This is a genomic window from Streptomyces sp. NPDC039609 (genome assembly GCF_055596705.1).
The window spans coordinates 320371-345647 of record NZ_JBVIUJ010000005.1; the positions used below are offsets into that span (position 1 = coordinate 320371).

The 25277-nt window shown below is 68.0% G+C and carries 37 protein-coding genes; 6 read left to right on the forward strand and 31 right to left on the reverse strand.

Going from position 1 to position 25277, the window contains the following annotated elements:
- Positions 1–125: 125 nt before the first annotated feature.
- The 29 genes from ACZ561_RS16725 to rpsJ form a co-directional block, all read right to left on the reverse strand.
- Entirely contained in the window at positions 126–1148 is a 1023-nt protein-coding gene (locus ACZ561_RS16725; RefSeq protein WP_003966937.1) for a DNA-directed RNA polymerase subunit alpha, read from the reverse strand.
- Between the two features lie 142 nt (positions 1149–1290).
- The gene (rpsK, locus tag ACZ561_RS16730; protein WP_003956432.1) at positions 1291–1695 is read right to left on the reverse strand and encodes a 30S ribosomal protein S11; all 405 of its coding nucleotides are present in this window, start codon (positions 1693–1695) and stop codon (positions 1291–1293) included.
- 66 nt (positions 1696–1761) lie between these two features.
- A complete protein-coding gene (gene rpsM / locus ACZ561_RS16735; protein WP_005313488.1) occupies positions 1762–2142 on the reverse strand; it encodes a 30S ribosomal protein S13 in 381 nt (126 codons plus the stop codon).
- 186 nt (positions 2143–2328) lie between these two features.
- Positions 2329–2442, reverse strand: a complete 114-nt coding sequence (gene rpmJ, locus ACZ561_RS16740; RefSeq protein WP_003956441.1) for a 50S ribosomal protein L36 — start codon at positions 2440–2442, stop codon at positions 2329–2331.
- 62 nt (positions 2443–2504) lie between these two features.
- Entirely contained in the window at positions 2505–2726 is a 222-nt protein-coding gene (infA, locus tag ACZ561_RS16745) for a translation initiation factor IF-1 (protein WP_003956442.1), read from the reverse strand.
- A 395-nt stretch (positions 2727–3121) separates the two neighbouring features.
- Positions 3122–3958, reverse strand: a complete 837-nt coding sequence (gene map / locus ACZ561_RS16750; RefSeq protein ID WP_376436586.1) for a type I methionyl aminopeptidase — start codon at positions 3956–3958, stop codon at positions 3122–3124.
- A 96-nt stretch (positions 3959–4054) separates the two neighbouring features.
- A complete protein-coding gene (locus tag ACZ561_RS16755) occupies positions 4055–4702 on the reverse strand; it encodes an adenylate kinase (protein WP_376436466.1) in 648 nt (215 codons plus the stop codon).
- Positions 4702–6021 carry a preprotein translocase subunit SecY gene (secY, locus tag ACZ561_RS16760; protein ID WP_376436464.1) on the reverse strand — a complete coding sequence of 440 codons (1320 nt, stop codon included), beginning with the start codon at positions 6019–6021 and terminating at the stop codon, positions 4702–4704. The genes ACZ561_RS16755 and secY overlap by 1 nt, the downstream gene beginning before the upstream one ends.
- A gap of 211 nt (positions 6022–6232) precedes the next feature.
- Complete coding sequence (gene rplO / locus ACZ561_RS16765) at positions 6233–6688, reverse strand: 50S ribosomal protein L15 (RefSeq protein WP_376436462.1); 456 nt, start codon at positions 6686–6688, stop codon at positions 6233–6235.
- Position 6689: 1 nt separating this feature from the next.
- Positions 6690–6872: a 50S ribosomal protein L30 gene (gene rpmD, locus ACZ561_RS16770; protein WP_005313525.1), complete on the reverse strand. Its 183-nt coding sequence runs from the start codon at positions 6870–6872 to the stop codon at positions 6690–6692.
- The gene (gene rpsE / locus ACZ561_RS16775) at positions 6872–7474 is read right to left on the reverse strand and encodes a 30S ribosomal protein S5 (protein WP_015035588.1); all 603 of its coding nucleotides are present in this window, start codon (positions 7472–7474) and stop codon (positions 6872–6874) included. Before rpsE ends, rpmD begins: the two co-directional genes overlap by 1 nt.
- A 46-nt stretch (positions 7475–7520) precedes the next feature.
- Positions 7521–7904, reverse strand: a complete 384-nt coding sequence (gene rplR / locus ACZ561_RS16780; RefSeq protein WP_352188391.1) for a 50S ribosomal protein L18 — start codon at positions 7902–7904, stop codon at positions 7521–7523.
- A 3-nt stretch (positions 7905–7907) separates the two neighbouring features.
- The gene (gene rplF / locus ACZ561_RS16785; protein ID WP_260229392.1) at positions 7908–8447 is read right to left on the reverse strand and encodes a 50S ribosomal protein L6; all 540 of its coding nucleotides are present in this window, start codon (positions 8445–8447) and stop codon (positions 7908–7910) included.
- A gap of 21 nt (positions 8448–8468) precedes the next feature.
- Entirely contained in the window at positions 8469–8867 is a 399-nt protein-coding gene (rpsH, locus tag ACZ561_RS16790; RefSeq protein WP_158989430.1) for a 30S ribosomal protein S8, read from the reverse strand.
- 208 nt (positions 8868–9075) lie between these two features.
- Positions 9076–9261 (reverse strand): type Z 30S ribosomal protein S14, encoded by a 186-nt coding sequence (locus tag ACZ561_RS16795; protein ID WP_003948630.1) that lies wholly within the window; start codon positions 9259–9261, stop codon positions 9076–9078.
- Positions 9262–9266: 5 nt separating this feature from the next.
- The gene (gene rplE / locus ACZ561_RS16800) at positions 9267–9824 is read right to left on the reverse strand and encodes a 50S ribosomal protein L5 (RefSeq protein ID WP_260229393.1); all 558 of its coding nucleotides are present in this window, start codon (positions 9822–9824) and stop codon (positions 9267–9269) included.
- Positions 9824–10135, reverse strand: coding sequence for a 50S ribosomal protein L24 (rplX, locus tag ACZ561_RS16805; RefSeq protein ID WP_015035583.1), 312 nt, complete (start codon positions 10133–10135; stop codon positions 9824–9826). The genes rplE and rplX overlap by 1 nt, the downstream gene beginning before the upstream one ends.
- Positions 10136–10137: 2 nt before the next feature.
- A complete protein-coding gene (gene rplN, locus ACZ561_RS16810) occupies positions 10138–10506 on the reverse strand; it encodes a 50S ribosomal protein L14 (protein ID WP_003956455.1) in 369 nt (122 codons plus the stop codon).
- 106 nt (positions 10507–10612) lie between these two features.
- Positions 10613–10894 (reverse strand): 30S ribosomal protein S17, encoded by a 282-nt coding sequence (gene rpsQ / locus ACZ561_RS16815; RefSeq protein ID WP_470995203.1) that lies wholly within the window; start codon positions 10892–10894, stop codon positions 10613–10615.
- Positions 10894–11118, reverse strand: coding sequence for a 50S ribosomal protein L29 (gene rpmC / locus ACZ561_RS16820; protein ID WP_361445390.1), 225 nt, complete (start codon positions 11116–11118; stop codon positions 10894–10896). Before rpmC ends, rpsQ begins: the two co-directional genes overlap by 1 nt.
- Complete coding sequence (gene rplP, locus ACZ561_RS16825; protein ID WP_015035580.1) at positions 11118–11537, reverse strand: 50S ribosomal protein L16; 420 nt, start codon at positions 11535–11537, stop codon at positions 11118–11120. The genes rpmC and rplP overlap by 1 nt, the downstream gene beginning before the upstream one ends.
- Positions 11538–11542: 5 nt before the next feature.
- Positions 11543–12379, reverse strand: coding sequence for a 30S ribosomal protein S3 (rpsC, locus tag ACZ561_RS16830; RefSeq protein ID WP_260229395.1), 837 nt, complete (start codon positions 12377–12379; stop codon positions 11543–11545).
- Entirely contained in the window at positions 12379–12726 is a 348-nt protein-coding gene (gene rplV / locus ACZ561_RS16835) for a 50S ribosomal protein L22 (RefSeq protein ID WP_041662774.1), read from the reverse strand. Before rplV ends, rpsC begins: the two co-directional genes overlap by 1 nt.
- 42 nt (positions 12727–12768) lie before the next feature.
- A complete protein-coding gene (rpsS, locus tag ACZ561_RS16840; protein WP_015035577.1) occupies positions 12769–13050 on the reverse strand; it encodes a 30S ribosomal protein S19 in 282 nt (93 codons plus the stop codon).
- Positions 13051–13062: 12 nt separating this feature from the next.
- Entirely contained in the window at positions 13063–13899 is an 837-nt protein-coding gene (gene rplB / locus ACZ561_RS16845; protein WP_046908246.1) for a 50S ribosomal protein L2, read from the reverse strand.
- Between the two features lie 39 nt (positions 13900–13938).
- Positions 13939–14262: a 50S ribosomal protein L23 gene (gene rplW / locus ACZ561_RS16850; RefSeq protein ID WP_352188385.1), complete on the reverse strand. Its 324-nt coding sequence runs from the start codon at positions 14260–14262 to the stop codon at positions 13939–13941.
- Positions 14262–14912: a 50S ribosomal protein L4 gene (gene rplD / locus ACZ561_RS16855; RefSeq protein ID WP_376436451.1), complete on the reverse strand. Its 651-nt coding sequence runs from the start codon at positions 14910–14912 to the stop codon at positions 14262–14264. The genes rplW and rplD overlap by 1 nt, the downstream gene beginning before the upstream one ends.
- Before the next feature lie 4 nt (positions 14913–14916).
- On the reverse strand, positions 14917–15561 hold the full coding sequence (rplC, locus tag ACZ561_RS16860; RefSeq protein ID WP_260229398.1) for a 50S ribosomal protein L3: 645 nt from the start codon (positions 15559–15561) through the stop codon (positions 14917–14919).
- A gap of 13 nt (positions 15562–15574) precedes the next feature.
- Positions 15575–15883, reverse strand: a complete 309-nt coding sequence (rpsJ, locus tag ACZ561_RS16865; RefSeq protein ID WP_003948644.1) for a 30S ribosomal protein S10 — start codon at positions 15881–15883, stop codon at positions 15575–15577.
- Positions 15884–16459: 576 nt separating this feature from the next.
- Between rpsJ and ACZ561_RS16870 the strand changes: the two genes are divergently transcribed.
- The 5 genes from ACZ561_RS16870 to ACZ561_RS16890 all read left to right on the forward strand — a co-directional run bounded on the left by ACZ561_RS16870 (position 16460) and on the right by ACZ561_RS16890 (position 22271).
- Positions 16460–17116, forward strand: a complete 657-nt coding sequence (locus ACZ561_RS16870) for a hypothetical protein (RefSeq protein ID WP_470995209.1) — start codon at positions 16460–16462, stop codon at positions 17114–17116.
- Positions 17113–17811: a hypothetical protein gene (locus tag ACZ561_RS16875; RefSeq protein ID WP_470995212.1), complete on the forward strand. Its 699-nt coding sequence runs from the start codon at positions 17113–17115 to the stop codon at positions 17809–17811. Before ACZ561_RS16870 ends, ACZ561_RS16875 begins: the two co-directional genes overlap by 4 nt.
- Positions 17811–20039, forward strand: coding sequence for a putative T7SS-secreted protein (locus tag ACZ561_RS16880; protein ID WP_470995215.1), 2229 nt, complete (start codon positions 17811–17813; stop codon positions 20037–20039). Before ACZ561_RS16875 ends, ACZ561_RS16880 begins: the two co-directional genes overlap by 1 nt.
- Positions 20040–20543: 504 nt before the next feature.
- Entirely contained in the window at positions 20544–21575 is a 1032-nt protein-coding gene (locus ACZ561_RS16885) for an ADP-ribosylglycohydrolase family protein (RefSeq protein WP_470995899.1), read from the forward strand.
- 33 nt (positions 21576–21608) lie between these two features.
- On the forward strand, positions 21609–22271 hold the full coding sequence (locus tag ACZ561_RS16890) for a toxin glutamine deamidase domain-containing protein (protein WP_470995218.1): 663 nt from the start codon (positions 21609–21611) through the stop codon (positions 22269–22271).
- Between the two features lie 62 nt (positions 22272–22333).
- Here the strand turns inward: ACZ561_RS16890 and ACZ561_RS16895 are convergent, their stop codons facing one another.
- Together ACZ561_RS16895 and ACZ561_RS16900 are read right to left on the reverse strand one after the other, a co-directional pair.
- Positions 22334–23050, reverse strand: a complete 717-nt coding sequence (locus ACZ561_RS16895) for a YoaK family protein (protein ID WP_470995221.1) — start codon at positions 23048–23050, stop codon at positions 22334–22336.
- Between the two features lie 62 nt (positions 23051–23112).
- Entirely contained in the window at positions 23113–24237 is a 1125-nt protein-coding gene (locus ACZ561_RS16900; RefSeq protein WP_470995224.1) for a hypothetical protein, read from the reverse strand.
- A gap of 162 nt (positions 24238–24399) precedes the next feature.
- On the opposite strand from ACZ561_RS16900, the gene ACZ561_RS16905 reads away from it, so the two are divergent.
- Positions 24400–25227, forward strand: a complete 828-nt coding sequence (locus ACZ561_RS16905) for an RNA repair domain-containing protein (protein ID WP_470995227.1) — start codon at positions 24400–24402, stop codon at positions 25225–25227.
- Positions 25228–25277: the final 50 nt, after the last annotated feature.

The window sequence follows — 25277 nt, forward strand, 5'->3', positions numbered from 1 at the left end:
GGGCTGCCCCCCGAAGGGGGCGCCCGGAAGGGGCGCGGGGGCGGAGTCCATGTGCGGCTCCGCCGCGCGGCGCGATCAAGCACAGCGCACCCGCACCCGAGTACGGACCAGGAAGGCCCGAGCTCTTAGTACTGCTCGGTCTCGACGAACCCGGCGTCCGCGTCGTCGTCGGCGCCGAAGGCGTCGGCGGCGGCGGTCGGGTCGAATCCGGGCGGGCTGTCCTTGAGGGCCAGGCCCATGCCGGCCAGCTTCGCCTTGACCTCGTCGATCGACTTCGCACCGAAGTTGCGGATGTCGAGCAGGTCGGCCTCGGAGCGCGCCACGAGCTCACCCACGGAGTGGATGCCCTCACGCTTGAGGCAGTTGTACGAACGAACGGTGAGCTCGAGCTCCTCGATCGGCAGCGCCAGGTCGGCGGCGAGGGCGGCGTCCGTCGGGGACGGGCCCATGTCGATGCCCTCGGCGTCGATGTTGAGCTCGCGCGCCAGACCGAACAGCTCGACCAGGGTCTTGCCGGCGGACGCCATGGCGTCACGCGGGCGCATGGCCTGCTTGGTCTCGACGTCGACGATCAGCTTGTCGAAGTCGGTGCGCTGCTCGACACGGGTCGCCTCGACCTTGTACGTGACCTTGAGCACCGGCGAGTAGATGGAGTCGACCGGGATACGGCCGATCTCCTGGCCCACCTGCTTGTTCTGCACGGCGGAGACGTAGCCGCGACCGCGCTCGACGGTCAGCTCCATCTCCAGCTTGCCCTTGCCGTTGAGCGTGGCGAGCACCAGGTCGGGGTTGTGCACCTCGACGCCGGCCGGCGGGGCGATGTCGGCAGCGGTGACCAGGCCGGGACCCTGCTTGCGCAGGTACATCACGACCGGCTCGTCGTGCTCCGAGGAGACGACCAGCTGCTTGATGTTCAGGATGAGGTCGGTGACGTCCTCCTTGACGCCCGGCACGGTGGTGAACTCGTGCAGGACACCGTCGATGCGGATGGACGTGACCGCCGCACCCGGGATCGAGGAGAGGAGCGTACGGCGGAGGCTGTTGCCGAGCGTGTAGCCGAAGCCCGGCTCCAGGGGCTCGATGACGAACCGCGAGCGGAATTCGTCGACGACCTCTTCGGTCAGCGAGGGACGCTGAGCGATCAGCATGGTGTGAATCCTTCGGTTGTGGACGCCCACTATTTGACGTCCGACAGAGGTACTACCAAGGGTACGGGCGGCACGCCTCCGAAGAGCCGTACCGCCCAACCCTCAAAACAACCGTTGCCGGTCGCGCATCAGACGCGGAGCGTCAGACGCGACGACGCTTCGGCGGACGGCAGCCGTTGTGCGGCGTGGGGGTGACGTCCTGGATCGAACCGACCTCGAGGCCCGTGGCCTGGAGGGAGCGGATCGCGGTCTCGCGGCCGGAGCCCGGACCCTTCACGAAGACGTCGACCTTGCGCATGCCGTGCTCCTGCGCGCGGCGAGCGGCCGACTCGGCGGCCATCTGCGCGGCGAACGGGGTGGACTTGCGCGAGCCCTTGAAGCCGACGTGGCCGGCGGAGGCCCAGGAGATCACGTTGCCCGAGGGGTCCGTGATCGAGACGATCGTGTTGTTGAACGTGCTCTTGATGTGCGCGTGGCCGTGAGCGACGTTCTTCTTTTCCTTGCGGCGCACCTTCTTGGCAGCGCCCTGACGACCCTTGGGGGGCATCTATATCTCCTACGGGAGGTGGTCGGTCCTACAGCGAAGACCGTGTGGTCAAGCGTCCGCTGAGGACTACTTCTTGCCCGGCTTCTTCTTGCCGGCGATGGCGCGACGCGGGCCCTTGCGGGTACGGGCGTTCGTGCTGGTCCGCTGACCGTGCACGGGCAGGCCACGACGGTGGCGGATGCCCTGGTAGCACTGGATCTCGATCTTGCGGCGGATGTCGCCCTGGATCTCGCGGCGGAGGTCACCCTCGGTCTGGAGGTTGGCGTCCACGTACTCGCGGATCTTGACCAGGTCCTCTTCGGCCAGGTCACGAACGCGGGTGTTCGGGTTCACGCCGGTGGAGGCGAGGATCTCCTTGGACCGGGTGCGCCCGATACCGAAGACGTAGGTGAGTGCGATCTCCACACGCTTTTCGCGCGGGATGTCAACACCGGAAACGCGTGCCATTCAATGGCTCCTGTGTGTTCGGGGGTCTTCCGCAAAGCCGCTCCTCATTCGCCGTATGAGGTACGAATCAGGTCCCCGGCCCCCGCCGGAGGTGCCGCCGACCCTTGCGGGCTGGGCGGGCTCTGCGTATGTACGTATTGCTTGCGTCGCGCGAAGAACTGCGAAATGCAGGTCGGTCGGCGTGCGTCAGCCCTGGCGCTGCTTGTGGCGCAGGTTGTCGCAGATGACCATGACCCGACCGTGACGGCGGATCACCTTGCACTTGTCGCAGATCTTCTTGACGCTCGGCTTGACCTTCATGGGTGTGAGGTTCTCCGGGTCAGTGCCACCACCCGCGCGCGGAGGCGGGGTGCGGGCAAGATCTACTTGTAGCGGTAGACGATCCGGCCACGCGTCAGGTCGTACGGAGAGAGCTCCACGACGACCCGGTCGTCCGGGAGGATTCGGATGTAGTGCATCCGCATCTTGCCGGAGATGTGCGCGAGGACCTTGTGACCGTTCTGGAGCTCCACCTTGAACATGGCGTTCGGGAGGGACTCGATCACGGTGCCCTCGATTTCGATGGCACCTTGCTTCTTGGCCACGCTTCGCCTTTCGAATCGGCTACCTTGATCGACTCTCGATCCCGAATGCGGACACACGGGTACACGAGAGCCGACGCATCAGTCTACGTCAGGCACCTGGAAAAGACGAATCCGGGAAGTTTGCCCACCACGGAAGATCGTTACGCAAGGAGCCACGCCGCAGCTCGGCGGCCCTACGCCACAGGGGTCTCCCCAGGCCCTCAGGGCCCAGGGGAAGGATCCGGCGCCGCCACCACGCCCAGCTCCACGAGCTTCGCCCTGCCGCAGGCCCATCCCCCGACGCAGCCCTCGCGGGCTCGGCGCCCGGGGGCGCCTCACAGCTTCGTGGGCCGCTGCGTCGGCTCCGTCCGCCGACGGGAGGGCGGGCGCCGGCCGTCGCCGGCGCGCCCCGCCGGCTACGCCAGGGGATCCGGCGCCGCCACGACGCCCAGCTCCGCCAGCTTCGCCCTGCCGCAGTCGGGGGCCGTCAGGACCAGCGGGCCCTCCTCCGTCACGGCCACCGAGTGCTCCCAGTGGGAGGACCAGGTGCCGTCCGTGGAGACGACCGTCCAGTCGTCCGCCAGGACCTCCGTGCGGGGCGTGCCGAGCGAGACCATGGGCTCGATCGCCAGGCAGAAGCCGGGAACCAGCTTCGGGCCCTTTCCGCGCTTGCGGGAGACGTAGTTCAGCAGGTGCGGGTCCATGTGCATCTCGGTGCCGATGCCATGGCCGCCGTAGTCCTCGACGATGCCGTACTTGCCACCGCCCGGCTTCGGCTGACGGCGGATGTACGTCTCGATCGCCCGGGAGACGTCCACGAGCCGGTTGCCGTTCTTCATCGCGGCGATGCCGGCCCACATCGACTCCTCCGTCACCCGCGAGAGCTCGATCAGCTCCGGGGCGTGACCCGTGCCCACGAACGCCGTGTACGCGGCGTCGCCGTGCCAGCCGTCCACGATCGCGCCGGCGTCGATGGAGATGATGTCGCCGTCCTTGAGAACGGTCTTCTCGTCCGGGATGCCGTGGACGACGACCTCGTTGACCGAGGTGCAGATCGTCGCGGGGAAGCCGCCGTACCCGAGGAAGTTCGACTTCGCCCCGTGGTCCGCGATCACCTTGCGGGCGACCTCGTCCAGGTCCTTCGTCGTGGCGCCCGGCACGGCCGCCTCGCGGGTCGCCGCGTGGATGGCGGCGACGACCAGCCCCGCCTCGCGCATCTTCGCGATCTGCTCGGGGGTCTTGATCTGCACCATCGTGGCGGGGGCCTTTCCTTGCGTGTACACGGGACAGAACAACGATACGGCCGCGGCGCCCCGAGGGGCACCGCGGCCGTATCGAACGAACCAGGGTTACTTCTTGAGCGCGGCCATCGCCTTCGCGGTGACCTCGTCCACCTTGCCGAGCGCCGTGATCGTCACGACCAGGTTCTGCGCCCGGTAGTAGTCGATGATCGGCTCGGTCTGCGTGTGGTAGACCTCCAGGCGCTTGCGGACGGTCTCCTCGGAGTCGTCCGGGCGCTGGTACAGCTCGCCGCCGCAGGCGTCGCAGACACCCTCGGTCTTCGGCGCGTTGTACTCGACGTGGAAGACGTGCGCGCTGTCGTTGCGGCAGATGCGGCGACCCGCGATCCGCTTCACGACCTCGTCCTCGGGGACCTCCAGGTCCAGGACAGCGTCCAGCTGCATGTCCTCGGCCTTGAGCACCGTGTCCAGAGCCTCGGCCTGGGCCACGTTCCGCGGGAACCCGTCCAGCAGGAAGCCATTGACGGCGTCCGGCTGCTCCATCCGGTCCTTGGCCATTCCGATGGTCACCTCGTCCGGGACAAGGTCGCCGGCGTCCATGTACGCCTTGGCCTTGAGTCCCAGCTCCGTGCCCTGCGAGATGTTGGCGCGGAACAGGTCACCCGTGGAGATGTGCGGAATGTCCAGGTTCTTGGCAAGGAACGCGGCCTGCGTACCCTTGCCCGCACCGGGCGGTCCGACGAGGACGATTCGCATCAGCGGAGGAACCCTTCGTAATTGCGCTGCTGGAGCTGGCTCTCGATCTGCTTCACGGTCTCCAGCCCCACACCCACGATGATGAGGATGCTCGTCCCGCCGAACGGGAAGTTGGCATTGGCGCCACCGAAGCCTGCCAACGCCATCGTCGGCACAAGAGCGATCAGACCCAGATACAGCGAGCCCGGCCAAGTGATCCGGTTGAGCACGTAGCTCAGATACTCGGCAGTAGGTCGACCAGCCCGGATACCCGGGATGAAGCCACCATACTTCTTCATGTTGTCGGCAACTTCCTCGGGGTTGAACGAGATCGCCACGTAGAAGAAGGCGAAGAACACGATCAGGAGGAAGTACGTCGCGATGTAGTAGGGGTGGTCACCCTTGACGAAGTGGGCTTCGATCCAGGTCTTCCACCCTGAAGACGAGTTCGAGAACTGCGCGATCAAGGCCGGGATGTAGAGCAGCGACGAGGCGAAGATGACAGGAATCACACCCGCCTGGTTCACCTTGAGCGGGATATAAGTGGACGTTCCGCCGTAGGACCTGCGGCCGATCATGCGCTTCGCGTACTGCACCGGGATACGACGCTGGGCCTGCTCGACGAAGACGACGAGCGCCACCATCACGAAGCCGACGAGGATGACGGTGCCGAACTCGATCCAGCCCTTGGCGAGCTTGCCGCTCTCCTTGATGGCCCACAGCGCGCCCGGGAAGCCGGCGGCGATCGAGATGAACATCAGGATCGACATGCCGTTGCCGATGCCGCGGTCGGTGATGAGCTCACCGAGCCACATGACGACGGCGGTACCGGCGGTCATCGTGATGACCATCGTGGCGATGGTGAAGACGGACGGGTCCGGGACGACCTGGTTGGCCACCGTGCAGCCGCTGAACAGCGCACCGCTCTTGGCGGTGGCGACGAGACCGGTGCCCTGCAGGATGGCGAGGGCGATCGTCAGATAGCGCGTGTACTGCGTGATCTTCGCGGTGCCCGACTGCCCCTCCTTCTTGAGGGCTTCCAGACGCGGGATCACGACGGTCAGCAGCTGCAGGATGATGCTCGCCGTGATGTACGGCATGATGCCGAGCGCGAAGATGGTGATCTGCAGCAGCGCCCCGCCACTGAACATGTTCACCAGGCCGAACAGGGTGTTGTTGCCCTGGCTCGCCTGGTCCACACACTGCTGTACGGCCTGGTAACTGACACCGGGCACGGGGATGTGTGCCCCGAGCCGGTACAGCACGATGATGCCGAGCGTGAAGAGCAGCTTCTTGCGCAGGTCGGGCGTCTTGAACGCCCGGGCGAACGCGGTGAGCACGGTGCCTCCTGCGACCCCCGCGCCATGCGCCAGAGGTGACGGTCTTGAGGTTCGACGAATAGGTACCAGTCAAAAACCGTGCGGGCATACCGCACGGAGCATAGACAGTGCACGCCACCTTACCGGCGGACATGCCCCCCTAGGAACGACCAACCGGGGATGCCCCTTTTGAGAGGCATCCCCGGTCGGATGTTCAGGCCATCGAGTCGTCTCAGACGAGCTCGGTGACGGTGCCGCCGGCGGCGGCGATCTTCTCCTTGGCGGAGCCGGAGACGGCGTCGACCGTCACCTGCAGCGCCACGGAGATCTCGCCGGCGCCGAGCACCTTGACGAGGCTGTTCTTGCGCACCGCGCCCTTGGCGACCAGGTCGGCCACCGTGACCTCTCCACCCTCGGGGTAGAGAGCGCCGAGCTTGTCCAGGTTCACGACCTGGTACTCGGTGCGGAACGGGTTCTTGAAGCCCTTGAGCTTCGGCAGACGCATGTGGAGGGGCATCTGCCCACCCTCGAAGCGCTGCGGAACCTGGTAACGGGCCTTCGTGCCCTTGGTACCACGACCGGCCGTCTTACCCTTCGACGCCTCACCACGACCCACACGGGTCTTGGCGGTCTTGGCGCCCGGGGCGGGACGGAGGTTGTGGACCTTCAGCGGGTTGTTCTCCGCCATGTCAGTCGACCTCCTCAACCGTCACGAGGTGGCGGACGGTGTGCACCATTCCGCGGAACTCGGGGCGGTCCTCCTTGACGACCACGTCGTTCAGGCGCTTGAGCCCGAGCGAACGCAGGGTGTCGCGGTGGTTCTGCTTGCTGCCGATGTACGACTTCGTCTGCGTGATCTTGAGGCGGGCCATTACGCACCCGCTCCCGCACGCGCACGGAGCAGAGCCGCGGGAGCGACGTCCTCGAGGGGCAGACCACGGCGAGCCGCGATCTCCTCGGGACGCTGCAGGCCCTTCAGGGCCTCCACGGTCGCGTGCACGATGTTGATCGCGTTGTCGGAGCCGAGCGACTTCGACAGGATGTCGTGAACGCCGGCGCACTCGAGCACGGCACGCACCGGGCCACCGGCGATAACGCCGGTACCGGGGGAAGCCGGCTTGAGCAGGACGACGCCCGCGGCCTTCTCGCCCTGGATCGGGTGAGGGATGGTGCCCTGGATACGGGGAACCTTGAAGAAGTTCTTCTTGGCTTCCTCGACACCCTTGGCGATGGCCGCGGGAACTTCCTTGGCCTTGCCGTAACCGACACCTACGGTGCCGTCACCGTCGCCCACCACGACCAGCGCGGTGAAGCTGAAGCGACGACCACCCTTGACAACCTTGGCGACGCGGTTGATCGCGACAACGCGCTCAACGTACGCGGTCTTCTCGGCGGCAGCGCCGCCGTCACGGCCCTTCCGGTCCCGCCGCTCGCCGCCACCGGCACCGCTTCCGCGGCGCTGGGGTCCAGCCATTGGATTTACCTCTCTCTGTTACGTCCGTTAGTCCCGGAACCGGGGCTTAGAACTTCAGCCCGGCTTCGCGGGCGGCGTCAGCCAGAGCGGCAATGCGCCCGGCGTACCTGTTGCCACCACGGTCGAACACGACAGCCTCGACACCCGCGGCCTTGGCGCGCTCGGCGACGAGAGCGCCGACCTGCTTGGCCTGCGACGACTTGTCACCCTCGCCACCACGGATCGACGCGTCCAGGTTCGACGCGGACGCAAGGGTGTGACCCTTGAGGTCGTCGATGACCTGAGCGGTGATACCGCGGTTGGAACGCGTCACGACGAGGCGCGGACGCTCCGCCGTACCCGACACGTTCTTGCGGATGCGGATGTGACGGCGGGCCTTGGCCGCACGCTTGTAAGCGTCGCCCTTGGCGATCTTCACACCGTATGCCATGGCTTACTTACCAGCCTTTCCGACCTTGCGGCGGATGACCTCGCCGGCGTACTTGACGCCCTTGGCCTTGTACGGGTCGGGCTTCCGCAGCTTGCGGATGTTCGCCGCGACCTCGCCGACCTTCTGCTTGTCGATGCCCTCGACCGAGAACTTGGTCGGCGACTCGACCTTGAAGGAGATGCCCTCGGGCGCCTCCACCAGGATCGGGTGGCTGTAGCCGAGCTGGAACTCCAGGTTGGAGCCCTTCGCGGCAACGCGGTAACCGACACCGCTGATCTCGAGCGCCTTCACGTAACCCTGGGTCACACCGGTGATCATGTTGGCCACCAGCGTGCGGGACAGGCCGTGGAGGGCCTTGTTCTGACGCTCGTCGTTCGGACGGGTGACGTTGAGAACGCCGTCCTCGCCCTTAACGATCTCGATCGGCGCGGCGACGGTGTGGGTCAGGGTGCCCTTGGAACCCTTGACCGTGACCGCGCGGCCCTCGATGGTGACGTCCACGCCGGCGGGAACCTGGATAGGCAGCTTGCCAATACGCGACATTAGCTATTCCTCCGTTCCCGACTACCAGACGTAGGCGAGGACTTCCCCACCTACGCCCTTCTTGCCTGCCTGCTGGCCGGTCAGGAGACCGTGGGACGTGGAGATGATCGCCACGCCCAGGCCGCCGAGAACCTTCGGCAGGTTGGTGGACTTCGCGTAAACCCGGAGGCCCGGCTTCGAGATCCGCTTGATGCCCGCGATGGAGCGCTCACGGTTCGGACCGAACTTGAGCTCGAGGACGAGGTTCTTGCCGACCTCGGCGTCCTCGACCTTCCAGCCCGTGATGAAGCCCTCCTGCTGGAGGATTTCCGCGATGTGAGACTTGATCTTGCTGTGCGGCATCGACACGGAGTCGTGGTACGCCGAGTTCGCGTTACGCAGACGCGTGAGCATGTCTGCGATGGGATCAGTCATGGTCATGAATTGGCCTTCGGCCTCTCTCGCCGGGGTTTCCTGTATGCGCCATCCCTCTCCCCACACAGGGGCGGGACGGGTGCGGCGCGGGGACCTACGGCGTAGTAAGTCGTACGGGCGGCGGACGCCCAACCCTCCTAGCCTAAGCCATGGAGGGGTGGGCCTCCGCCAACCCTCTGCTTACCGAGAGACTCCGGTCATCCCAATGAAGGGATTACCAGGAGCTCTTGGTCACGCCCGGCAGCTCGCCACGGTGAGCCATCTCACGAAGGCACACGCGGCACAGGCCGAACTTGCGGTACACGGAGTGGGGACGACCACAGCGCTGGCAGCGCGTGTAGCCGCGCACGCCGAACTTGGGCTTGCGGGCAGCCTTCGCGATGAGAGCCTTCTTCGCCATCTCGCTTACGCCTCCTTGAACGGGAAGCCGAGGTGACGGAGAAGGGCACGGCCCTCAGCGTCGTTGGTCGCCGTGGTCACCACGGTGATGTCCATACCCCGGACACGGTCGATCTTGTCCTGGTCGATCTCGTGGAACATGACCTGCTCCGTGAGACCGAAGGTGTAGTTGCCACGCCCGTCGAACTGCTTGGGGGACAGACCACGGAAGTCGCGGATGCGCGGAAGCGCGAGCGACAGGGTGCGGTCCAGGAACTCCCACATGCGGTCGCCACGGAGGGTGACGTGCGCACCGATCGGCTGGCCCTCACGCAGCTTGAACTGCGCGATGGACTTGCGAGCCTTGGTGACGGCCGGCTTCTGACCGGTGATCGTGGTGAGGTCGCGGATGGCGCCCTCGATCAGCTTGGAGTCGCGGGCGGCGTCGCCCACACCCATGTTGACCACGACCTTGACGAGACCGGGGATCTGCATGACGTTCTCGTAGGAGAACTCCTCACGCAGCTTGCCCGCGATCTCCTCGCGGTACTTCGTCTTGAGACGCGGAGTGGTGGTGGTAGCCATCAGATGTCCTCACCCGTCCGCTTGGCAACGCGGATCTTGTTGCCCTCGTCGTCGAAGCGGTAACCGACGCGCGTGACGACCTTCTTGCCGTCCTTCTCAACGACCAGCTGGACGTTGGAGACGTGGACCGGCGCCTCGGTCGTGACGATGCCACCGGCCTGCGACGGGCCGGCCTTGGTGTGCTTCTTGACCCGGTTGACACCCTCGACGAGGACGCGGTTCTCGCGGGGGAAGGCCGTGATGACCTTGCCCTGCTTGCCCTTGTCCTTACCGGTGATGACCTGAACCAGGTCGCCCTTCTTGATCTTCATGCTTACAGCACCTCCGGCGCGAGCGAGATGATCTTCATGAACTTCTTCTCGCGCAGCTCACGACCCACCGGGCCGAAGATACGGGTGCCACGAGGGTCGCCGTCGTTCTTGAGAATGACAGCGGCGTTCTCGTCGAAGCGGATGTACGAGCCGTCCTGGCGGCGGCGCTCCTTGACGGTGCGAACGATGACCGCCTTGACGACGTCACCCTTCTTCACGTTGCCACCGGGGATCGCGTCCTTGACGGTGGCGACGATGACGTCACCGATGCCCGCGTAGCGGCGACCGGAACCACCGAGAACACGGATGCAAAGGATCTCCTTGGCACCAGTGTTGTCGGCGACACGCAGTCGCGACTCCTGCTGGATCACGTCTATCTCCTGATTGTCTGCCGGTTCCCGGTGGGGGACCGCCTCTTACGAGGCGAGTCCCCCACCGAGCCTGGCGGAACTGACCTGAGGGAAACCCCTCAGGTGATTACTTGGCCTTCTCGAGGATCTCGACGATGCGCCAGTGCTTCGTGGCGGACTGCTTCCGGGTCTCCATCAGGAGGACGCGGTCGCCGACGCCGGCAGCGTTCTGCTCGTCGTGAGCCTTGAGCTTGTTCGTACGGCGGATGACCTTGCCGTACAGCGCGTGCTTGACGCGGTCCTCGACGGCGACGACGACGGTCTTGTCCATCTTGTCGCTGACGACGATGCCCTCACGGACCTTGCGTGCGTTGCGCTCGGTCTTCTCAGTCACATTGCTCTCGCTCATCAGGCGTTCTCCACCGTCTCGATGCCCAGCTCGCGCTCACGCATCAGGGTGTAGATCCGGGCGATGTCCTTACGGACGGACTTGAGCCGACCGTGGTTCTCGAGCTGGCCCGTGGCCGCCTGGAAGCGGAGGTTGAACAGCTCTTCCTTGGCCTCGCGGAGCTTGGCGACAAGCTCCTCGTTGCCCAGCTCGCGCAGCTCGGACGCCTTGGTACCGGCGGTCATCACAGCTCACCTGCTTCGCGCTTAACGATCTTGCACTTCATCGGCAGCTTGTGGGCCGCACGGGTCAGGGCCTCGCGCGCGATCTTCTCGTTCGGGTAGGACAGCTCGAACATCACCCGACCGGGCTTGACGTTCGCGATCCACCACTCCGGCGAACCCTTACCGGAACCCATGCGGGTCTCGGCAGGCTTCTTGGTCAGCGGGCGGTCCGGGTAGATGTTGATCCAGACCTTGCCGCCACGCTTGATGTGGCGGGTCATCGCGATACGAGCCGCCTCGATCTGGCGGTTGGTCACGTACGCCGGAGTGAGGGCCTGAATGCCGTACTCGCCGAACGCAACCTGCGTACCACCCTTGGACATACCGCTGCGCTTCGGGTGGTGCTGCTTGCGGTGCTTGACCCTACGGGGGATCAGCATTTCGGTCAGGCCTCCGTTCCGGTGCTCTCAGCAGCCGGAGCGGCGGCGGGAGCGTCGGCCTTGGGGGCCTCGGCAGCCTGAGCCTGCTGCGGCTTGCGACCGCGACCGCCACGCTCGCCACCGCGACCACCGCGGCCACCGGCCGGACGGTCACCGGCGCCACGGGCCGGGCGGTTACCCGCACGGGCCGCTGCGTTCTCGGCGCGGACCTCGGCGATGTTCTTGACATCGCCCTTGTAGATCCAGACCTTCACGCCGATGCGGCCGAAGGTCGTCTTGGCCTCGAAGAAGCCGTAGTCGACGTTCGCGCGGAGGGTGTGCAGGGGCACACGGCCCTCGCGGTAGAACTCCGAGCGGGACATCTCGGCGCCGCCGAGGCGACCGCCGCACTGGATCTTGATGCCCTTGGCGCCGGCCTTCATCGTGCCCTGCATGCTCTTACGCATGGCGCGACGGAAGGAGACGCGGGAGGAGAGCTGCTCGGCAACGGCCTGAGCAACCAGCTGAGCGTCCATCTCGGGGTTCTTGACCTCGAGGATGTTCAGCTGGACCTGCTTGCCCGTGAGCTTCTCGAGGTCGCCGCGGATGCGGTCGGCCTCGGCGCCACGGCGGCCGATGACGATGCCGGGACGCGCGGTGTGGATGTCCACCCGCACGCGGTCACGGGTGCGCTCGATCTCAACCTTCGAGATGCCGGCGCGCTCCATGCCGGACGTCATCATCCGACGGATGGCGACGTCTTCCTTGACGTAGTCCTTGTACAGCTTGTCGGCGTACCAACGGGACTTGAAGTCCGTGGTGATGCCGAGCCGGAACCCATGCGGGTTAACCTTCTGGCCCATTACCGGGTTCCTTCCTTGCTGCTGACGACCACGGTGATGTGGCTGGTCCGCTTACGGATCCGGTAGGCACGGCCCTGAGCACGCGGACGGAACCGCTTCAGGGTCGGGCCCTCATCCACGAACGCCTCGCTGATGTACAGCGAAGAGGCGTCACTGTGGTCGTAGTTGTGCGCGGCGTTGGCGATGGCGCTGTCCAGCACCTTGCCGACCGGCACGCTCGCGGCCTGCGGGGCGAAACGCAGGACCGCCTGAGCCTCCGTGGCATCCATGCCACGGATAAGGTCCACCACACGGCGGGCCTTCATGGGCGTAACGCGGATGTACCGCGCCTGGGCCCTGGCTTCCATGGTTGTCCTTCCAGTGTCTGTCATGGTCATTCCACCCCGCTACTAGCGGCGCTTCGACTTCCGGTCGTCCTTCACGTGACCCCGGAAGGTGCGCGTCGGCGAGAACTCGCCGAGCTTGTGGCCGACCATCGACTCGGTGACAAACACCGGAATGTGGGTCTTGCCGTTGTGCACCGCGATCGTGTGGCCGAGCATGGCCGGGATGATCATCGAGCGACGGGACCAGGTCTTGATGACGTTCTTGGTACCGGCTTCGTTCTGAGCGTCCACCTTCTTCACGAGGTGGCCGTCAACGAAGGGTCCCTTCTTGAGACTGCGCGGCATCTAAACCCGCTCCTAGCGCTTCTTGTTCGTCTTGCGGCGGCGGACGATGTACTTGTTCGAAGCCTTCTTCGGCGAACGAGTACGACCCTCCTTCTGACCCCACGGGGAGACCGGGTGGCGACCACCGGAGGTCTTGCCCTCACCACCACCGTGCGGGTGGTCCACCGGGTTCATCGCCACACCGCGAACGGTCGGGCGAACGCCCAGCCAGCGCTTACGGCCGGCCTTGCCCCAGTTGATGTTCGACTGCTCGGCGTTGCCGACCTCGCCGATGGTGGCGCGGCAGCGGGCGTCGACGAGACGGATCTCACCGGACGGCATACGAAGGTGGGCCATCGTGCCCTCCTTCGCCAGCAGCTGCACGGAGGCACCCGCGGAACGGGCGAACTTGGCGCCACCGCCGGGACGGAGCTCGATCGCGTGGATCGTGGTACCGACCGGGATGTTGCGGAGGGCCAGGTTGTTGCCGGGCTTGATGTCGGCCGTGGGGCCGTTCTCAACCCGGTCGCCCTGCGAGAGACCACGCGGGGCGATGATGTAGCGCTTCTCGCCGTCCGCGTAGTGGAGCAGCGCGATGCGAGCGGTGCGGTTGGGGTCGTACTCGATGTGAGCGACCTTGGCCGGCACGCCGTCCTTGTCGTGACGACGGAAGTCGATCACGCGGTAGGCGCGCTTGTGGCCACCGCCCTGGTGACGGACGGTCACACGACCGGTGTTGTTACGGCCACCCTTGCTGTGCAGCGGGCGGACCAGCGACTTCTCCGGCGTGGACCGCGTGATCTCGACGAAGTCGGCTACGGAGGAGCCACGGCGGCCCGGCGTAGTCGGCTTGTACTTGCGGATTCCCATTTCTCAGTCCTCGTCCGATTCCGGACGACTCGACCGCCGTCAGGCGGTCGGGCCGCCGAAGATGTCGATACGGTTGCCCTCGGCAAGGGTCACGATGGCGCGCTTGGTGTTGGCGCGCTTGCCGAAACCGGTGCGGGTGCGCTTGCGCTTGCCCTGACGGTTGATCGTGTTGACCCCGGTGACCTTGACCGAGAAGACCGCCTCGACGGCCTGCTTGATCTGGGTCTTGTTGGCGCCGGGCGCAACGATGAACGTGTACTTGTTCTCGTCGAGCAGCGCGTAGCTCTTCTCGGAAACAACCGGCTTGACGAGGATGTCACGCGGGTCCGTGAAGGTCTTGCTGGTGATCGTGGCCTCGGACATCAGGCCTCGCTCCCTTCGTTGTCAGCGGCCTTGGGGCCAGACACGAAGGACTCGAGGGCGGCCTGGGTGAAGACCACGTCGTCGGATCGCATCACGTCGTACGTGTTCAGCTGGCCCGGCTCCAGGATGTGCACCTGGGGCAGGTTGCGGGCGGACAGCCACGCGGCCTCGTCGGCGCGCTCGACGACCAGGAGCAGGTTCTTGCGCTCCGAGATCTTGCCGAACAGCGTCTTGGCGGCCTTGGTGGAGATGCCACCCTCGACCACGCCGGAGACGACGTGGATGCGGGAGTGGTTCGCCCGGTCGGAGAGGGCACCGCGGAGGGCGGCGGCCTTCATCTTCTTCGGGGTCCGCTGCGAGTAGTCACGCGGCACGGGACCGTGCACGACGCCACCACCGGCGAACTGCGGGGCGCGGGTCGAACCCTGACGGGCGCGGCCGGTTCCCTTCTGGCGGTACGGCTTCTTGCCACCACCGCGGACCTCGCCACGCGTCTTGACCTTGTGCGTGCCCTGACGGGCGGCGGCCAGCTGCGCGACGACGACCTGGTGGATCAGCGGGATGCTGATCTTGGCCTCGAAGATCTCGGCCGGGAGCTCGACGGTCCCGGTCTTGTCGCCGGAGGGCGACAGAATGTCAATGGTGCTCATATCCTCAGGCCCCCTTGGCCGCGGTGCGGACCAGGACGAGGCCGCCGTTCGGACCAGGAACCGCACCCTTGATCAGGAGCAGGCCCTTCTCCGCGTCAACGGCGTGAACGGTCAGGTTCTGGGTGGTCACGCGCTCGTTGCCCATACGGCCGGCCATGCGCATGCCCTTGAAGACACGGCCCGGGGTGGCGCAGCCACCGATCGAACCGGGCTTGCGGTGCACGCGGTGGGCACCGTGGGAGGCCTTGCCACCACGGAAGTTGTGGCGCTTCATGACACCGGCGAAGCCCTTGCCCTTGCTCTTACCGGTGACGTCGACCTTCACACCGGCCTCGAAGAGCTCGGCGGTGATCTCCTGGCCGAGCGTGTACTCGGAGGCGTCAGCGGTGCGGAGCTCCACAAGGTGACGGCGCGGGGTGACGTCGGCCTTGGCGAAGTGACCCTTGAGGGGCTTGTTCACCTTGCGCGGGTCGATCTCGCCGAAGGCGATCTGGACCGACTCGTAGCCGTCGATGTCGTTCGTACGCACCTGGGTCACGACATTGGGGCCGGCCTTGACGACGGTCACCGGGACGACCCGGTTGTTCTCGTCCCAGACCTGCGTCATGCCGAGCTTCTCGCCCAGGATGCCCTTGATGTTCTTAGCCATCTCGCGCGTCACCTCAGAGCTTGATCTCGATGTCGACGCCCGCCGGGAGGTCGAGGCGCATGAGCGAGTCAACCGTCTTCGGCGTGGGGTCGAGGATGTCGATGAGGCGCTTGTGCGTGCGCATCTCGAAGTGCTCGCGCGAGTCCTTGTACTTGTGCGGCGACTTGATGACGCAGTACACGTTCTTCTCAGTGGGCAGCGGCACCGGGCCCGCGACCGACGCACCAGTGCGCGTCACCGTCTCGACGATCTTCTTCGCCGAGGAGTCGATGACCTCGTGGTCGTAGGCCTTGAGCCGGATGCGGATCTTCTGTCCCGCCATGGCTACTCAGTAGTCCTTTGTCTTGGTTAACGCTCTGGACTCGGGGGCTCTCGTGACTCTGTCTCCGACCCACGCGGTCGGGCGTGTCGCACTCCCTCTACGCAGAAATCCCTAAGGATCTCCCAACCAAGGGGGTGCGGTCCCAGAACCGCGAGTCGGGGGCAGAACACCCACCGAGTGCCTGGCCGGCACCCCGCTGACGCTTCCCGGAAGATTCCCGTACGTCCGCTCCTGAGAAGGAGCGACGAGTACTGTGGGACTCGCTTCCGGTCCCCCCGACGGGAGGCGCGCAGCATCGGCACTCAACCGAGCAACCCCGACAGTCTGCCATACGGGGCGCTGCGGTGGCCAATCGGGCCGAAGAGAGTACCCCTGGCGTGACGGAGATCAAACCCGGGGTGCGACACGCCCCTCGTCCGCCGCCGGACGACGCGGGCGCGGACCTCCTCGGCCGCTCCACCCGCGTACACGCGACGTACACACCGCCTTCGCATACGACTGCCCGGCATGTCTGGCCTGTACGGATTGTCTCCACGCGACTGGGAACCGTCTCCCCCACTGTGCCAAGGTGTCGCGGTGATCGATCACGGGGACAGCTCGGACACGCCGCTGCGGCGGTCCCGGCTCGCTGACTACGCAGACATGCCCGTCGAGCCTCAGGGCGAGCCGACACGGGCGACCGACTCCACGCCGGACCCGGCGCCCGTGGGGTGGTCTCCCCCACAGCCGTCTCCACCACCGTGGACCCACCCACAGCCGTCTCCGTCCGGCCCGCGCGCCGCCGCCCCGTCACCCGCGTTCCCCGGTGTGGATCGCCGGGGCGGGCCGGGTGCGACGCAGGAGGCCGGCGCGGAGGCCCGGCGCGAGTTCGAAGCGGTGCTGGAGCTCTTCCGGGCGACGGCAGTGCTCGTGCCGCGCCTGGACGGGGGCTGGCTGACCGTGGACTTCGGCGGCGTGCGATGGATCCTCGCGTTCTCCGACGAGTCGGCGCTGGCCCGGTACGCCCTCGCGCGGGGCGAGGGCGGCAGGGAGTGGGAGTACGAGACGGTGCTCGGAGCCCGGCTGCTGGACGTGGCCGTGCCGAGCGCGGGGGTGCCGTGCGGGGTGGCCGTGGACGCGGCGGACGGCGCGGAGCACGCGGTGCTGTTTCCGCCGGTGGCCGGGGTCGTACCGGACGCGGTCGCGGTGGACAGGAACGTCGTGGGAGAGGCCGAGCGGGGGGCTGTGCGATGAGCGGGGGCGAGGGCAACAAGGACCTGGCCACGAGCGGACTGGGCGAGATCGCGGACGGCCTGACGCTGGCGCTGAACGAGCTCAAGGAGCTCGGCATGGACAGCATGGCGGGCGCCGGCCGCGGCTTCGGCGACATCGCGCTGTCCGGCCTGATGCTGGGCCACGAAGGGCTGACGGGGACGTTCACGTCGTTCTGCGAGCGCTGGGAATGGGGCGTGCGCGCCCTGATCAACGAGGGCAACAAGTTCGCCGTGGCGACGGGCCTGTCGGCCGGTACGTACCACGAGACCGAGCAGTACCTGGAGGGCACGTTCAAGATCGTGACCAACGCTGCCATCGGTAATCCGTACGCGTCCGAGGACGAGGTCACGAAGAAGGGCTGGGGCGACATCGCCACGTCCGGGGTCTTCGGCGGCGTGGACTACAGCCAGGAATCCTGGGATCGGGCGAGGGAGAACTCGGCCCAGGGCTGGAAGGACGCCGGGCGCGATGTGATGACCTCCAACACGGTCGGTCTGCCCGGCCTGAACCCGCAGCAGATGCACTCCTCCGTCGGCATCTCCGACGCCCAGTACGAGCAGATGCTCGACGACACGTTCGGGCCCTCGGCGGAGGAACGGGCCGCCGCCGCGCAGCAGCAACAACAGCAGCAGCAGGGCGTGCCGCCTCAGCAGCAGCGTGGCGGTGAGCGCTGATGGGCGGCCTGCTCGACGACATCGGCGACGGCATCAGTGGCATCGGCAAAGGCATCGAACGCGGCGTCAACGAAGGCCTCGGCGCCATCGAGGACGGCATCGACTCCGGCAAGAAGGCGCTGGGCGAGACCGTCGACTGGGCGACCGACAAGGCCGGCCAGCGCCTCGACTCCTACGGCATGCACACGGCCGCCGACTGGGTCACGGACTGGGGAGACGGTGTCGCGTCGGACCTCGGCGCGACACCCGGCGAGAAGCAGCTCGGCCAGACCGAGGAGGCGAACGAACTCGTCCACGGCAACCCCGCCAAGATCCTCGAGAGCGCGGGGCACCTGAAGGACTTCCGGGGCGCTTTCGAAAAGGTCGGCCAGGGCATGAGGAAGGTCGACTCCTCGCGCTGGAAGGGCATGGGCGGCGACGCCTTCCGCGAGAAGTTCGGCGTCCACCCCACCAAATGGCTGCACGCGGCCGACGCGTGCGAGGAGGCCGCCGCCGCGCTGGAGGCCTACGCGGACACCGTGAAGTGGGCGCAGGGCGAGGCGCACGAAGCCATCGACCTGTACCGGAAGGGCATGCAGGCAGCCGAGAAGGCCAAGGCGGCAGCCGAGGAGGCCAAGGCGGCGGCCGCCGCGGATGAGGCCGGGGCCACCGAGAAGAGTGCGGGGGCCGCCGAGGCCAAGACCGCCGCGAAGACGCTCCTCGAGGGGGCCAGGTCCCGGCTCGCCCATGCCCGCGAGCAGCGGAACACCGCCGCGAGCGCCGCCCAGGCCAGGGTCGAGAAGGCCTTGGCCCACGCCCCGGCCGAACCACCGCCGCTCGAGCGTCTGGGCGACAACATCGCCGACGGATACCAGGCCTACAACCAGGAACTGACCCACGTGGTGGGCGGCGCCCTCAAGGGAACGGCGGGACTGGTCAACTTCGTCCGGGGTCTCGTCCCGTTCGATCCGTACAACCTGACCCACCCGGCCGAGTACTCGCAGAACGTCTCGATGACGCTCTCCGGCCTGGTCTCCACGGCCGCCCACCCCGAGCGCGCGGTGTCGGCCGCCGTCGAGAGCTTCAAGAAGGACCCGTCCGAGTTCTTCGGCCGTCTCATCCCCGAACTGTTCGGCACGAAGGGCACGGGCCTCGCCAGGGGCGGCCTGCGGTTCGCGGCCAAGGAGGGGCTGGAGACGGGGGCGTCGGGAAGCGTGAGGTACGCGGACAACCTCGGCGGCACGCCGGCGTCGCCGCCGACGGGGCTGGCCGACAACGCGATGCCGCACACCCCGCCGGCCGGAGTGGCCGACAACGCGGTCTCCCAGCTGCCCCCGGGCTGGACGATCGACCCCCCGACCGCCTGGCCGTCGCCGGCCGGACTGGCCGACGACGCGGCGGGGGTCGCCCAGAAATGGGACGACCTGGCCCAGCCCACACACCATGTGGACGAGGGGGCCGTCCACGCGGACTCGGTGGATCCCAAGACGGCTCAGGACTTCCTGGACGACCAGTATCCGGAGCTCAAGGAGGTCAATGACGGGCCCGGCGGGCAGCCCGACAACGGATTCACTTACGAGCCGCACGCTTCGGCGGACGAGTTCAAGGGTTTCCCCGACGCGCAGAAGCACGAGGTCGCGTTCGACGAGGTCAGCGACGGCGCCGTACGGTTCCCGGACGACGATGCGGCGATCGCCTACGGCAGGGATCACTGGAACGAGTACGCGGAAAACCTCCCTCCGGAGGCCAAGAAGGCATTCCTCGACTACTCGAACGAGCATGGGGGCGGGCCGAGCCCGCACTACGCCACGTACAAGGAGATGAACGGATTCCTCCGGAGCGGGGACGAGGGATTGGGGACCCCGGATGTCCTTCGTAATATCGAAGAGGTCGACAAGGCGCTGGCCGGTCGCCGTCTGCCGGAGGACGTCATGGTGGTTCGAGGGTCGGGAGTCAGTCACCTGGACTTCGACGCCCCCAAGGACCTGGTGGGGCAGACGTTCACCGACAAGGGCTACATGTCGACCTCGCTCGGGAACAATCCGGTGGCCGCGTTCGAGGGCATGGACGCAGTGATGCATCTTCGCGTTCCCGAGGGAACGCCTGGCATGTGGATCGAGAAGGTCAGCGAATTCGGAATGGGCGAGCGGGAGTTGCTGCTCGGGCGCGGCACGCAATACACCGTCACACGGGCTTTCGAGTCCAACGGCCAGCTGCACATCTACGGCGAAGTGCTGCCGGGGAACTAGAAAGGGACGGCGTAAATGAACCCCGAACGGGAAAGCGAACCCCGCTTCGTCGAACGGAAGACCAATCCCCGCTTCGAAGAGGACCTGCAGTTCCTGGTCGAGCCGGGCGGGCCGCAGCGGTACAACCGCGACAGCGGCAGGTCCGTGCAGTACGTCACGGTGGCCAACGCCCAGGGCTCGGAGATCGGCTACGTATGGGCCAACGACGAGGACGACGCCGCGGGCTGGATCGTCCGCAAGGACGGCGGCTCCGAAGCGTTCAACGAGGGCGACGTGTGGGTGGACCGGCTGTACGACGGCAAGGCACGGGGACTCACGCCTTCCGAAGCGTTGGCCGAGATGATCCGCGACTCGCCCTTCGTCGAATCGAGCCACGTCGTACCCGACTCCCTTGCCACGGCTCCGGCCCCTGACGTACTCCGGGCACGTGCCGGGCAGCGCCCGAAGGGAGCCGCGAGGCACGCGGCGAGCGGGGTGCTGTTCGGCCTGGCCTTCGGGGATGCCATGGGCTACCCGACGGAGTTCCTGAACATGGAGCAGATCGGCGCCACGTTCGGCCCGTGGCACAAGATGGAGCTCCCCCTTTCCCCGGGCGGCGTCGTGCGGGTGACCGACGACACGCAGATGATGCTGGCCGTCGGCGAAGCGCTGGCCGAGGTCACGGGAAGTACGGGAGTCACCCGCGGGGATCGAGGCACTCGGGGCGAACGAGGGGCGCGAGGAGCGGCACGAGAAGGAGCGTCCCCGCTCACGCCCGCCGCCGTGGAAGCGGCGCTGAGGCGACGCTTCGTGTCCTGGCTGCACGACCCGGACAACAACCGGGCCCCAGGTCAGACGTGCCTGGACGCATGCGCAGCGCTGGAAGGCGACATCCCCTGGCAGGCCGCGAGCATCCTCCCGTCCAAGGGGTGCGGCGCGAACATGCGGGTGGCCCCCGTAGCCCTCGTGCCCGGCCTGTCGGCCGAGCAGCGCGCGGGCATCGCGCAGCTGCAGGCAGCCCTGACCCACGGACACCCGACAGCGCTGGCGGCGAGCGACCTGACGGCCCACGCCGTGTGGCTCCTCGCCAACGCCTGCCCCCTGACCGGCCTCGTCGACGAGCTGCGTGCCTATGCGCAGGAATCGCGGCGGGTGTACCACGTCGACTGGCTGGGCGACCTCGCCCAGAGGGCAGGCGCGCCGGACCCCGAGACGTACATCGCCTTCGGCTGGGACGAATGTCTGCGCGCCCTCGACCGCGTGACCGAGGCGCTGCGCGAGCCGGACGTGGACCGGGATCCCAGCGAGGCGGTCGGAGCCGGCTGGGTCGCCGAGGAAGCGCTCGCGACCGCCCTGTACTGCTTCCTGGTCGTCGACGGCTACGCACGCCCCGCGCTGCAACGCGCCGCGCACTCGTCGGGAGACTCCGACTCGATCGCGGCCCTGGCCGGCGCCTTCGCCGGAGCGCGGCACGGCATCAAGTTCTGGCCGCCGGAGTGGCGCGAGGTGATCGAGTACCGCGACCGCCTCAGTGCTCTGGGCACGGCCTGGGACTGAGAACGCACCTCGACGATGCAGACACAGAATCCGATGCAGCAGGCGACCGCCTGGCTCGGCGCGATCTACGGCGGGCTCGTCGAGCTCGCCGTACCGCACCCGGTGCACGAGACGGATACGGCCTGGCTGCTGTCCTGCCAGGCCCTCCCGCAGCCCGGCTATCCGCGCTCGCCGATGCTCGCGGCATCGCTCGTCGTGCCCAAGGACGGCAGCTCCCCGTTCCACCCCTCCCCCAGCGCGCCGCTGGCGGACCTGGAACGGGGGGCCGCACGCGAGGCCACCGCTCGCGTCCGGAACCAGGCGCGCCGTATCAACGCGCGCGGTTGCGTGGCCGCGCTGCACTCCACGCTCGGCGGGCACCGGTCGGTCGCCCTTCCCTGGCGCCCGGCCCATGAGGCCCCCGCCTGGTGGGACCGGCTGAACCGCCGGTACTTCCCGGGATTCACGCCCGTGCCGGTGGCCGACTGGAACGACGTGATCAGGGCCCTTCACGGACCGGGGCCGGACACGCGCGGGCTCGTGTGGGTACGCCGCGAGGTAGGCGGCCAGGAAGCGACCGGGAACCTGATCTACGCCCACAACAACCACGGCCAGGTCGTCCTCATCGACGGCATCACGGCAGCCCTCGCCGAGCTGGACACCGCACACGTCCGCGAGCTGACCCTCCTCCGGGCACTGCCGGCCTCCACCCCATGAAGGACCGGCCCGACCGCCCGTTCGGCACAGACCCCCGAGCTGCGAGGCCTGCGACCGCGGCTTCATCCCGGCTCGGCCGTACGCCGCTCCGGCGCCACCCAGGACGCCACGCCCAGGAGCAGGACCAACACGCAAGGGACGCCCAGGACCGCAGCCGGGCGCACCCCTTCGTGCAGCAGCCAGGCGCCCAGCACGCCGCCCGCGAACATCGCCCCGATCGAGGCGAACCGGCGGCCCTCGTGGCGGGCGCCCGAGCCGATGCGGGGGTCCGCGACGTGCGGCAGCCCGCCGAGGAACGCCGTCAGGGCGCGGGTCGACAGCGTCGTGGGCACGTCCGGGACCCGTACCCGCAGGGTCGTGATGTTGCGTACCCCCATGGCGGCGGCGACCAGCGCGGTCACGGCGAAGTGGTGACCGGCCACGGGCCCGCCCGGTCCGTCGACTCCGCCACGCCACGCGACCAGCGCCGCCAGACCCAGCAGCACCCCCTCGCCGAACAGCGCGGGAGCGAACCAGCGGCGCCCGCGGGTGTCCACGGTCGACTCCAGCAGTGAACCGAGCACCGCGCCGGCCACGAAGCCCGCGCAGGAGACTCCGGCGGCTGCCGGGGAGAGACCGGCGGCGCCGGTGACCGCGAACGAGAGCAGGAGCAGATTGCCGGTCTGCATCGCGGTGAAGACCGGACCCAGCGCGAGAAAGCTGACGGCCTCGATCATGCCGGTCGTCAGCGTGAGCACGATCATGATCGAGGTGAGCGCGCCCCCTGCCCTGGGCTTCATATCCGGACCCTAGGGCGGGAATGATCACCCCGCCCGTCGGCTCCGCTCCTGCCCGGACCGCCTCAGGTGCGGGTGACCACCTTGCTGCAGTCCTTCTCCGCCCGGTCCAGATCCTTGCTGCGGTCGTACGGGTCGACCTCCGGCCCGGTGCGGGGCGGCTTGGCGGCCAGATCCTCGCTGAACTCGGGATGCAGGAACCCGGTCCCGTCCCTCGTGCAGTCGTCGTTGCCGGCGAACTCCTCCATGCGGAGGACGACGAGCTTGCCGGGGGTCGCCAGGATCCTGGACGGGTCGTACAGGGCGAAGGTCATCTGGCGGCGGACGACGGTCCGCGCCACCTCGTCGAAGCCGGGGCGGGTCTTCACCAGCGGGTAGACGAAGGTGTAGTCCGCGTGGATCAGGACCTCGCCCTGACGCTCCCCCGCGACGAACGTCGTCCGCCCGCGGGTCTTGACCACGTCGCCGACGACCCGCACCTCCGCCGGGTCGAAGCGGCTGAACAGCCACAACGGGTTGTGCTTCTCGTCCGGTCGGGTGAGCGCGTGGTCGACGATCCCGCGGACGTCGTTCTGCCGGGGCTCGAGCAGCTCGATCGCCGCGGTCGGCCGCTCCCCGCGCAGCGTCGCCGGATCCAGGTTCGCGGCGACCAGGAACCTCCTGGCCGTGTCGAGCCCCTGCGCCACCTGCGCCTTCGACAGGCCGCCGACCGCCCTCGCCGGCGGCAGTTCGATCCCGGCCGCCCCATCGGCCCAGCGGAGGGCCGGGGAGCCCTTGAAGGGCTCCTTGAGTGTCGGGCGGTCCGGGAGGGCCTCCTCGGGCGGCGCCTCGGTCGGACGTGCCGTCTCGGCCGCGAGCGGGGTGTCGTCCTCGGTACGACTCGTCCAGCTCGTGGGCAGGCCGGAGGTCACGCTGTCCGGCAGCCGGTCGGTCACCAGCTGCGGCCGTACGGCGACCAGCGCCAGCCCGGCCACCAGGGCGATCCCGACCACGGCCTTGACCTGGCGCTTCCTCTCCGACCGGCCGGATCCGGTGCGCGGGCCCACCGGCTCCCGGCGCTTCGGTGTCCGCGCCTTCCCGAGGCCCTTCCCGAGGCTCTTGCCGGAAGGCGTGACGCCGACCCCGTCGCGCTGCGCGGCCTCGACGAACGAGGCCCATTCCTCGTCGGAGACCGACGGCTTCTCACTCATGTCCCCACCCCTGTGTCGCGTGGTGCGCCGAGGACGCTTACACGCGGCCCCGACCGCCGGAAAGACGGACCAGCGGTATTGATCATCTCGCGATCGCCCGCAGGCGCGCGGAGTTGCCCGGTACGGCCGACTGAGACGTCGCGCTCTGGGCAGACGCTCCGTGTGCACACCAGTGACGAGATCTACCACCGGGTGCTGTGGGATTCCCGCTTCGATCCGGAGCGCTTCGTGATGGGGATCTCCGAGCGCGGGGCCGGGCCGGCGCGGGTGGCGCTGCCCGACTTCGTACCGGGCGGTGAGATCCCCTGGCATCGGGTGATCTTCTTCGAGGCCGACGGCGAGCTGGTCTGGGACCGGGCGACGGGCCTGGACCGGCTCGACGAGACCGTTGCGGTGGAGGCCGAGCCCCTCCCGCCCGAGGAGGTCCTGGCCGTGCCCGCCACGAACCGGACGGCGGTGGCCTGGATCCCGCCGCGGCGGCTGTGGCCCGCGATCCAGCACATCCGCCGCGTGCACGACCGCCAGATCCACCGCTGGCCCCCGCACGTCAACGTCCTCTTCGGCTTCGTACCGGAGTCCGACTTCGAGCGGGCCGCGCCCCTGGTGGCCGCGGCGGCGCGGGGAACCCACCCCTTCCGTGCCCAGCTGGAGGGCGTCCACTGGTTCGGTCACCGCGAGGACGCCACGGTCTGGCTCGACCCCTGCGCGGCCGGCGAGCAGCCGTGGGCTCGCCTCCGGGAGGCTCTGGAACTCCGCTTCCCCCGGTGCGGCGGGCAGGCCAAGGGCTTCACCCCGCACCTCTCCCTCGGCCGCAGCCACGACCCGCACACCCTCGCCACCACCTCCGAGGCGCTGCTCGGTTCCATGACGGCCCGGGTGACCGAGCTGGTGCTGCTGTCACGCCGCGAGGACGGCCCGATGCGGGTACGGGCGACGGTGGCGCTCGGGACCGGCGAGGTGCGCCGCCCCGAGGACGTCAGCGCCGCCTAGGCGGGCGCGGGCACGACAGAGACGTTCGACTCACGAATGCGCGTTCGTGC

Bases quoted from the DNA above. Each gene is read 5' to 3' on its own strand.
- ACZ561_RS16725 (WP_003966937.1), bottom strand. From the start codon at position 1,148: ATGCTGATCGCTCAGCGTCCCTCGCTGACCGAAGAGGTCGTCGACGAA.
- rpsK (WP_003956432.1), bottom strand. From the start codon at position 1,695: ATGCCCCCCAAGGGTCGTCAGGGCGCTGCCAAGAAGGTGCGCCGCAAG.
- rpsM (WP_005313488.1), bottom strand. From the start codon at position 2,142: ATGGCACGCGTTTCCGGTGTTGACATCCCGCGCGAAAAGCGTGTGGAG.
- rpmJ (WP_003956441.1), bottom strand. From the start codon at position 2,442: ATGAAGGTCAAGCCGAGCGTCAAGAAGATCTGCGACAAGTGCAAGGTG.
- map (WP_376436586.1), bottom strand. From the start codon at position 3,958: ATGGTGCAGATCAAGACCCCCGAGCAGATCGCGAAGATGCGCGAGGCG.
- ACZ561_RS16755 (WP_376436466.1), bottom strand. From the start codon at position 4,702: ATGCGAATCGTCCTCGTCGGACCGCCCGGTGCGGGCAAGGGTACGCAG.
- rplO (WP_376436462.1), bottom strand. From the start codon at position 6,688: ATGGCGGAGAACAACCCGCTGAAGGTCCACAACCTCCGTCCCGCCCCG.
- rpmD (WP_005313525.1), bottom strand. From the start codon at position 6,872: ATGGCCCGCCTCAAGATCACGCAGACGAAGTCGTACATCGGCAGCAAG.
- rpsE (WP_015035588.1), bottom strand. From the start codon at position 7,474: ATGGCTGGACCCCAGCGCCGCGGAAGCGGTGCCGGTGGCGGCGAGCGG.
- rplR (WP_352188391.1), bottom strand. From the start codon at position 7,904: ATGGCATACGGTGTGAAGATCGCCAAGGGCGACGCTTACAAGCGTGCG.
- rplF (WP_260229392.1), bottom strand. From the start codon at position 8,447: ATGTCGCGTATTGGCAAGCTGCCTATCCAGGTTCCCGCCGGCGTGGAC.
- rpsH (WP_158989430.1), bottom strand. From the start codon at position 8,867: ATGACCATGACTGATCCCATCGCAGACATGCTCACGCGTCTGCGTAAC.
- ACZ561_RS16795 (WP_003948630.1), bottom strand. From the start codon at position 9,261: ATGGCGAAGAAGGCTCTCATCGCGAAGGCTGCCCGCAAGCCCAAGTTC.
- rplE (WP_260229393.1), bottom strand. From the start codon at position 9,824: ATGGCTACCACCACCACTCCGCGTCTCAAGACGAAGTACCGCGAGGAG.
- rplX (WP_015035583.1), bottom strand. From the start codon at position 10,135: ATGAAGATCAAGAAGGGCGACCTGGTTCAGGTCATCACCGGTAAGGAC.
- rpsQ (WP_470995203.1), bottom strand. From the start codon at position 10,894: ATGAGCGAGAGCAATGTGACTGAGAAGACCGAGCGCAACGCACGCAAG.
- rpmC (WP_361445390.1), bottom strand. From the start codon at position 11,118: ATGACCGCCGGTACCAAGGCGTCCGAGCTGCGCGAGCTGGGCAACGAG.
- rplP (WP_015035580.1), bottom strand. From the start codon at position 11,537: ATGCTGATCCCCCGTAGGGTCAAGCACCGCAAGCAGCACCACCCGAAG.
- rpsC (WP_260229395.1), bottom strand. From the start codon at position 12,379: ATGGGCCAGAAGGTTAACCCGCATGGGTTCCGGCTCGGCATCACCACG.
- rplV (WP_041662774.1), bottom strand. From the start codon at position 12,726: ATGGAAGCCAGGGCCCAGGCGCGGTACATCCGCGTTACGCCCATGAAG.
- rpsS (WP_015035577.1), bottom strand. From the start codon at position 13,050: ATGCCGCGCAGTCTCAAGAAGGGACCCTTCGTTGACGGCCACCTCGTG.
- rplB (WP_046908246.1), bottom strand. From the start codon at position 13,899: ATGGGAATCCGCAAGTACAAGCCGACTACGCCGGGCCGCCGTGGCTCC.
- rplW (WP_352188385.1), bottom strand. From the start codon at position 14,262: ATGTCCGAGGCCACGATCACCAGCAAGACCTTCACGGACCCGCGTGAC.
- rplD (WP_376436451.1), bottom strand. From the start codon at position 14,912: ATGAGCACCATTGACATTCTGTCGCCCTCCGGCGACAAGACCGGGACC.
- rplC (WP_260229398.1), bottom strand. From the start codon at position 15,561: ATGGCTAAGAACATCAAGGGCATCCTGGGCGAGAAGCTCGGCATGACG.
- rpsJ (WP_003948644.1), bottom strand. From the start codon at position 15,883: ATGGCGGGACAGAAGATCCGCATCCGGCTCAAGGCCTACGACCACGAG.
- ACZ561_RS16875 (WP_470995212.1), top strand. From the start codon at position 17,113: ATGAGCGGGGGCGAGGGCAACAAGGACCTGGCCACGAGCGGACTGGGC.
- ACZ561_RS16880 (WP_470995215.1), top strand. From the start codon at position 17,811: ATGGGCGGCCTGCTCGACGACATCGGCGACGGCATCAGTGGCATCGGC.
- ACZ561_RS16885 (WP_470995899.1), top strand. From the start codon at position 20,544: ATGGGCTACCCGACGGAGTTCCTGAACATGGAGCAGATCGGCGCCACG.
- ACZ561_RS16890 (WP_470995218.1), top strand. From the start codon at position 21,609: ATGCAGCAGGCGACCGCCTGGCTCGGCGCGATCTACGGCGGGCTCGTC.
- ACZ561_RS16895 (WP_470995221.1), bottom strand. From the start codon at position 23,050: ATGAAGCCCAGGGCAGGGGGCGCGCTCACCTCGATCATGATCGTGCTC.
- ACZ561_RS16900 (WP_470995224.1), bottom strand. From the start codon at position 24,237: ATGAGTGAGAAGCCGTCGGTCTCCGACGAGGAATGGGCCTCGTTCGTC.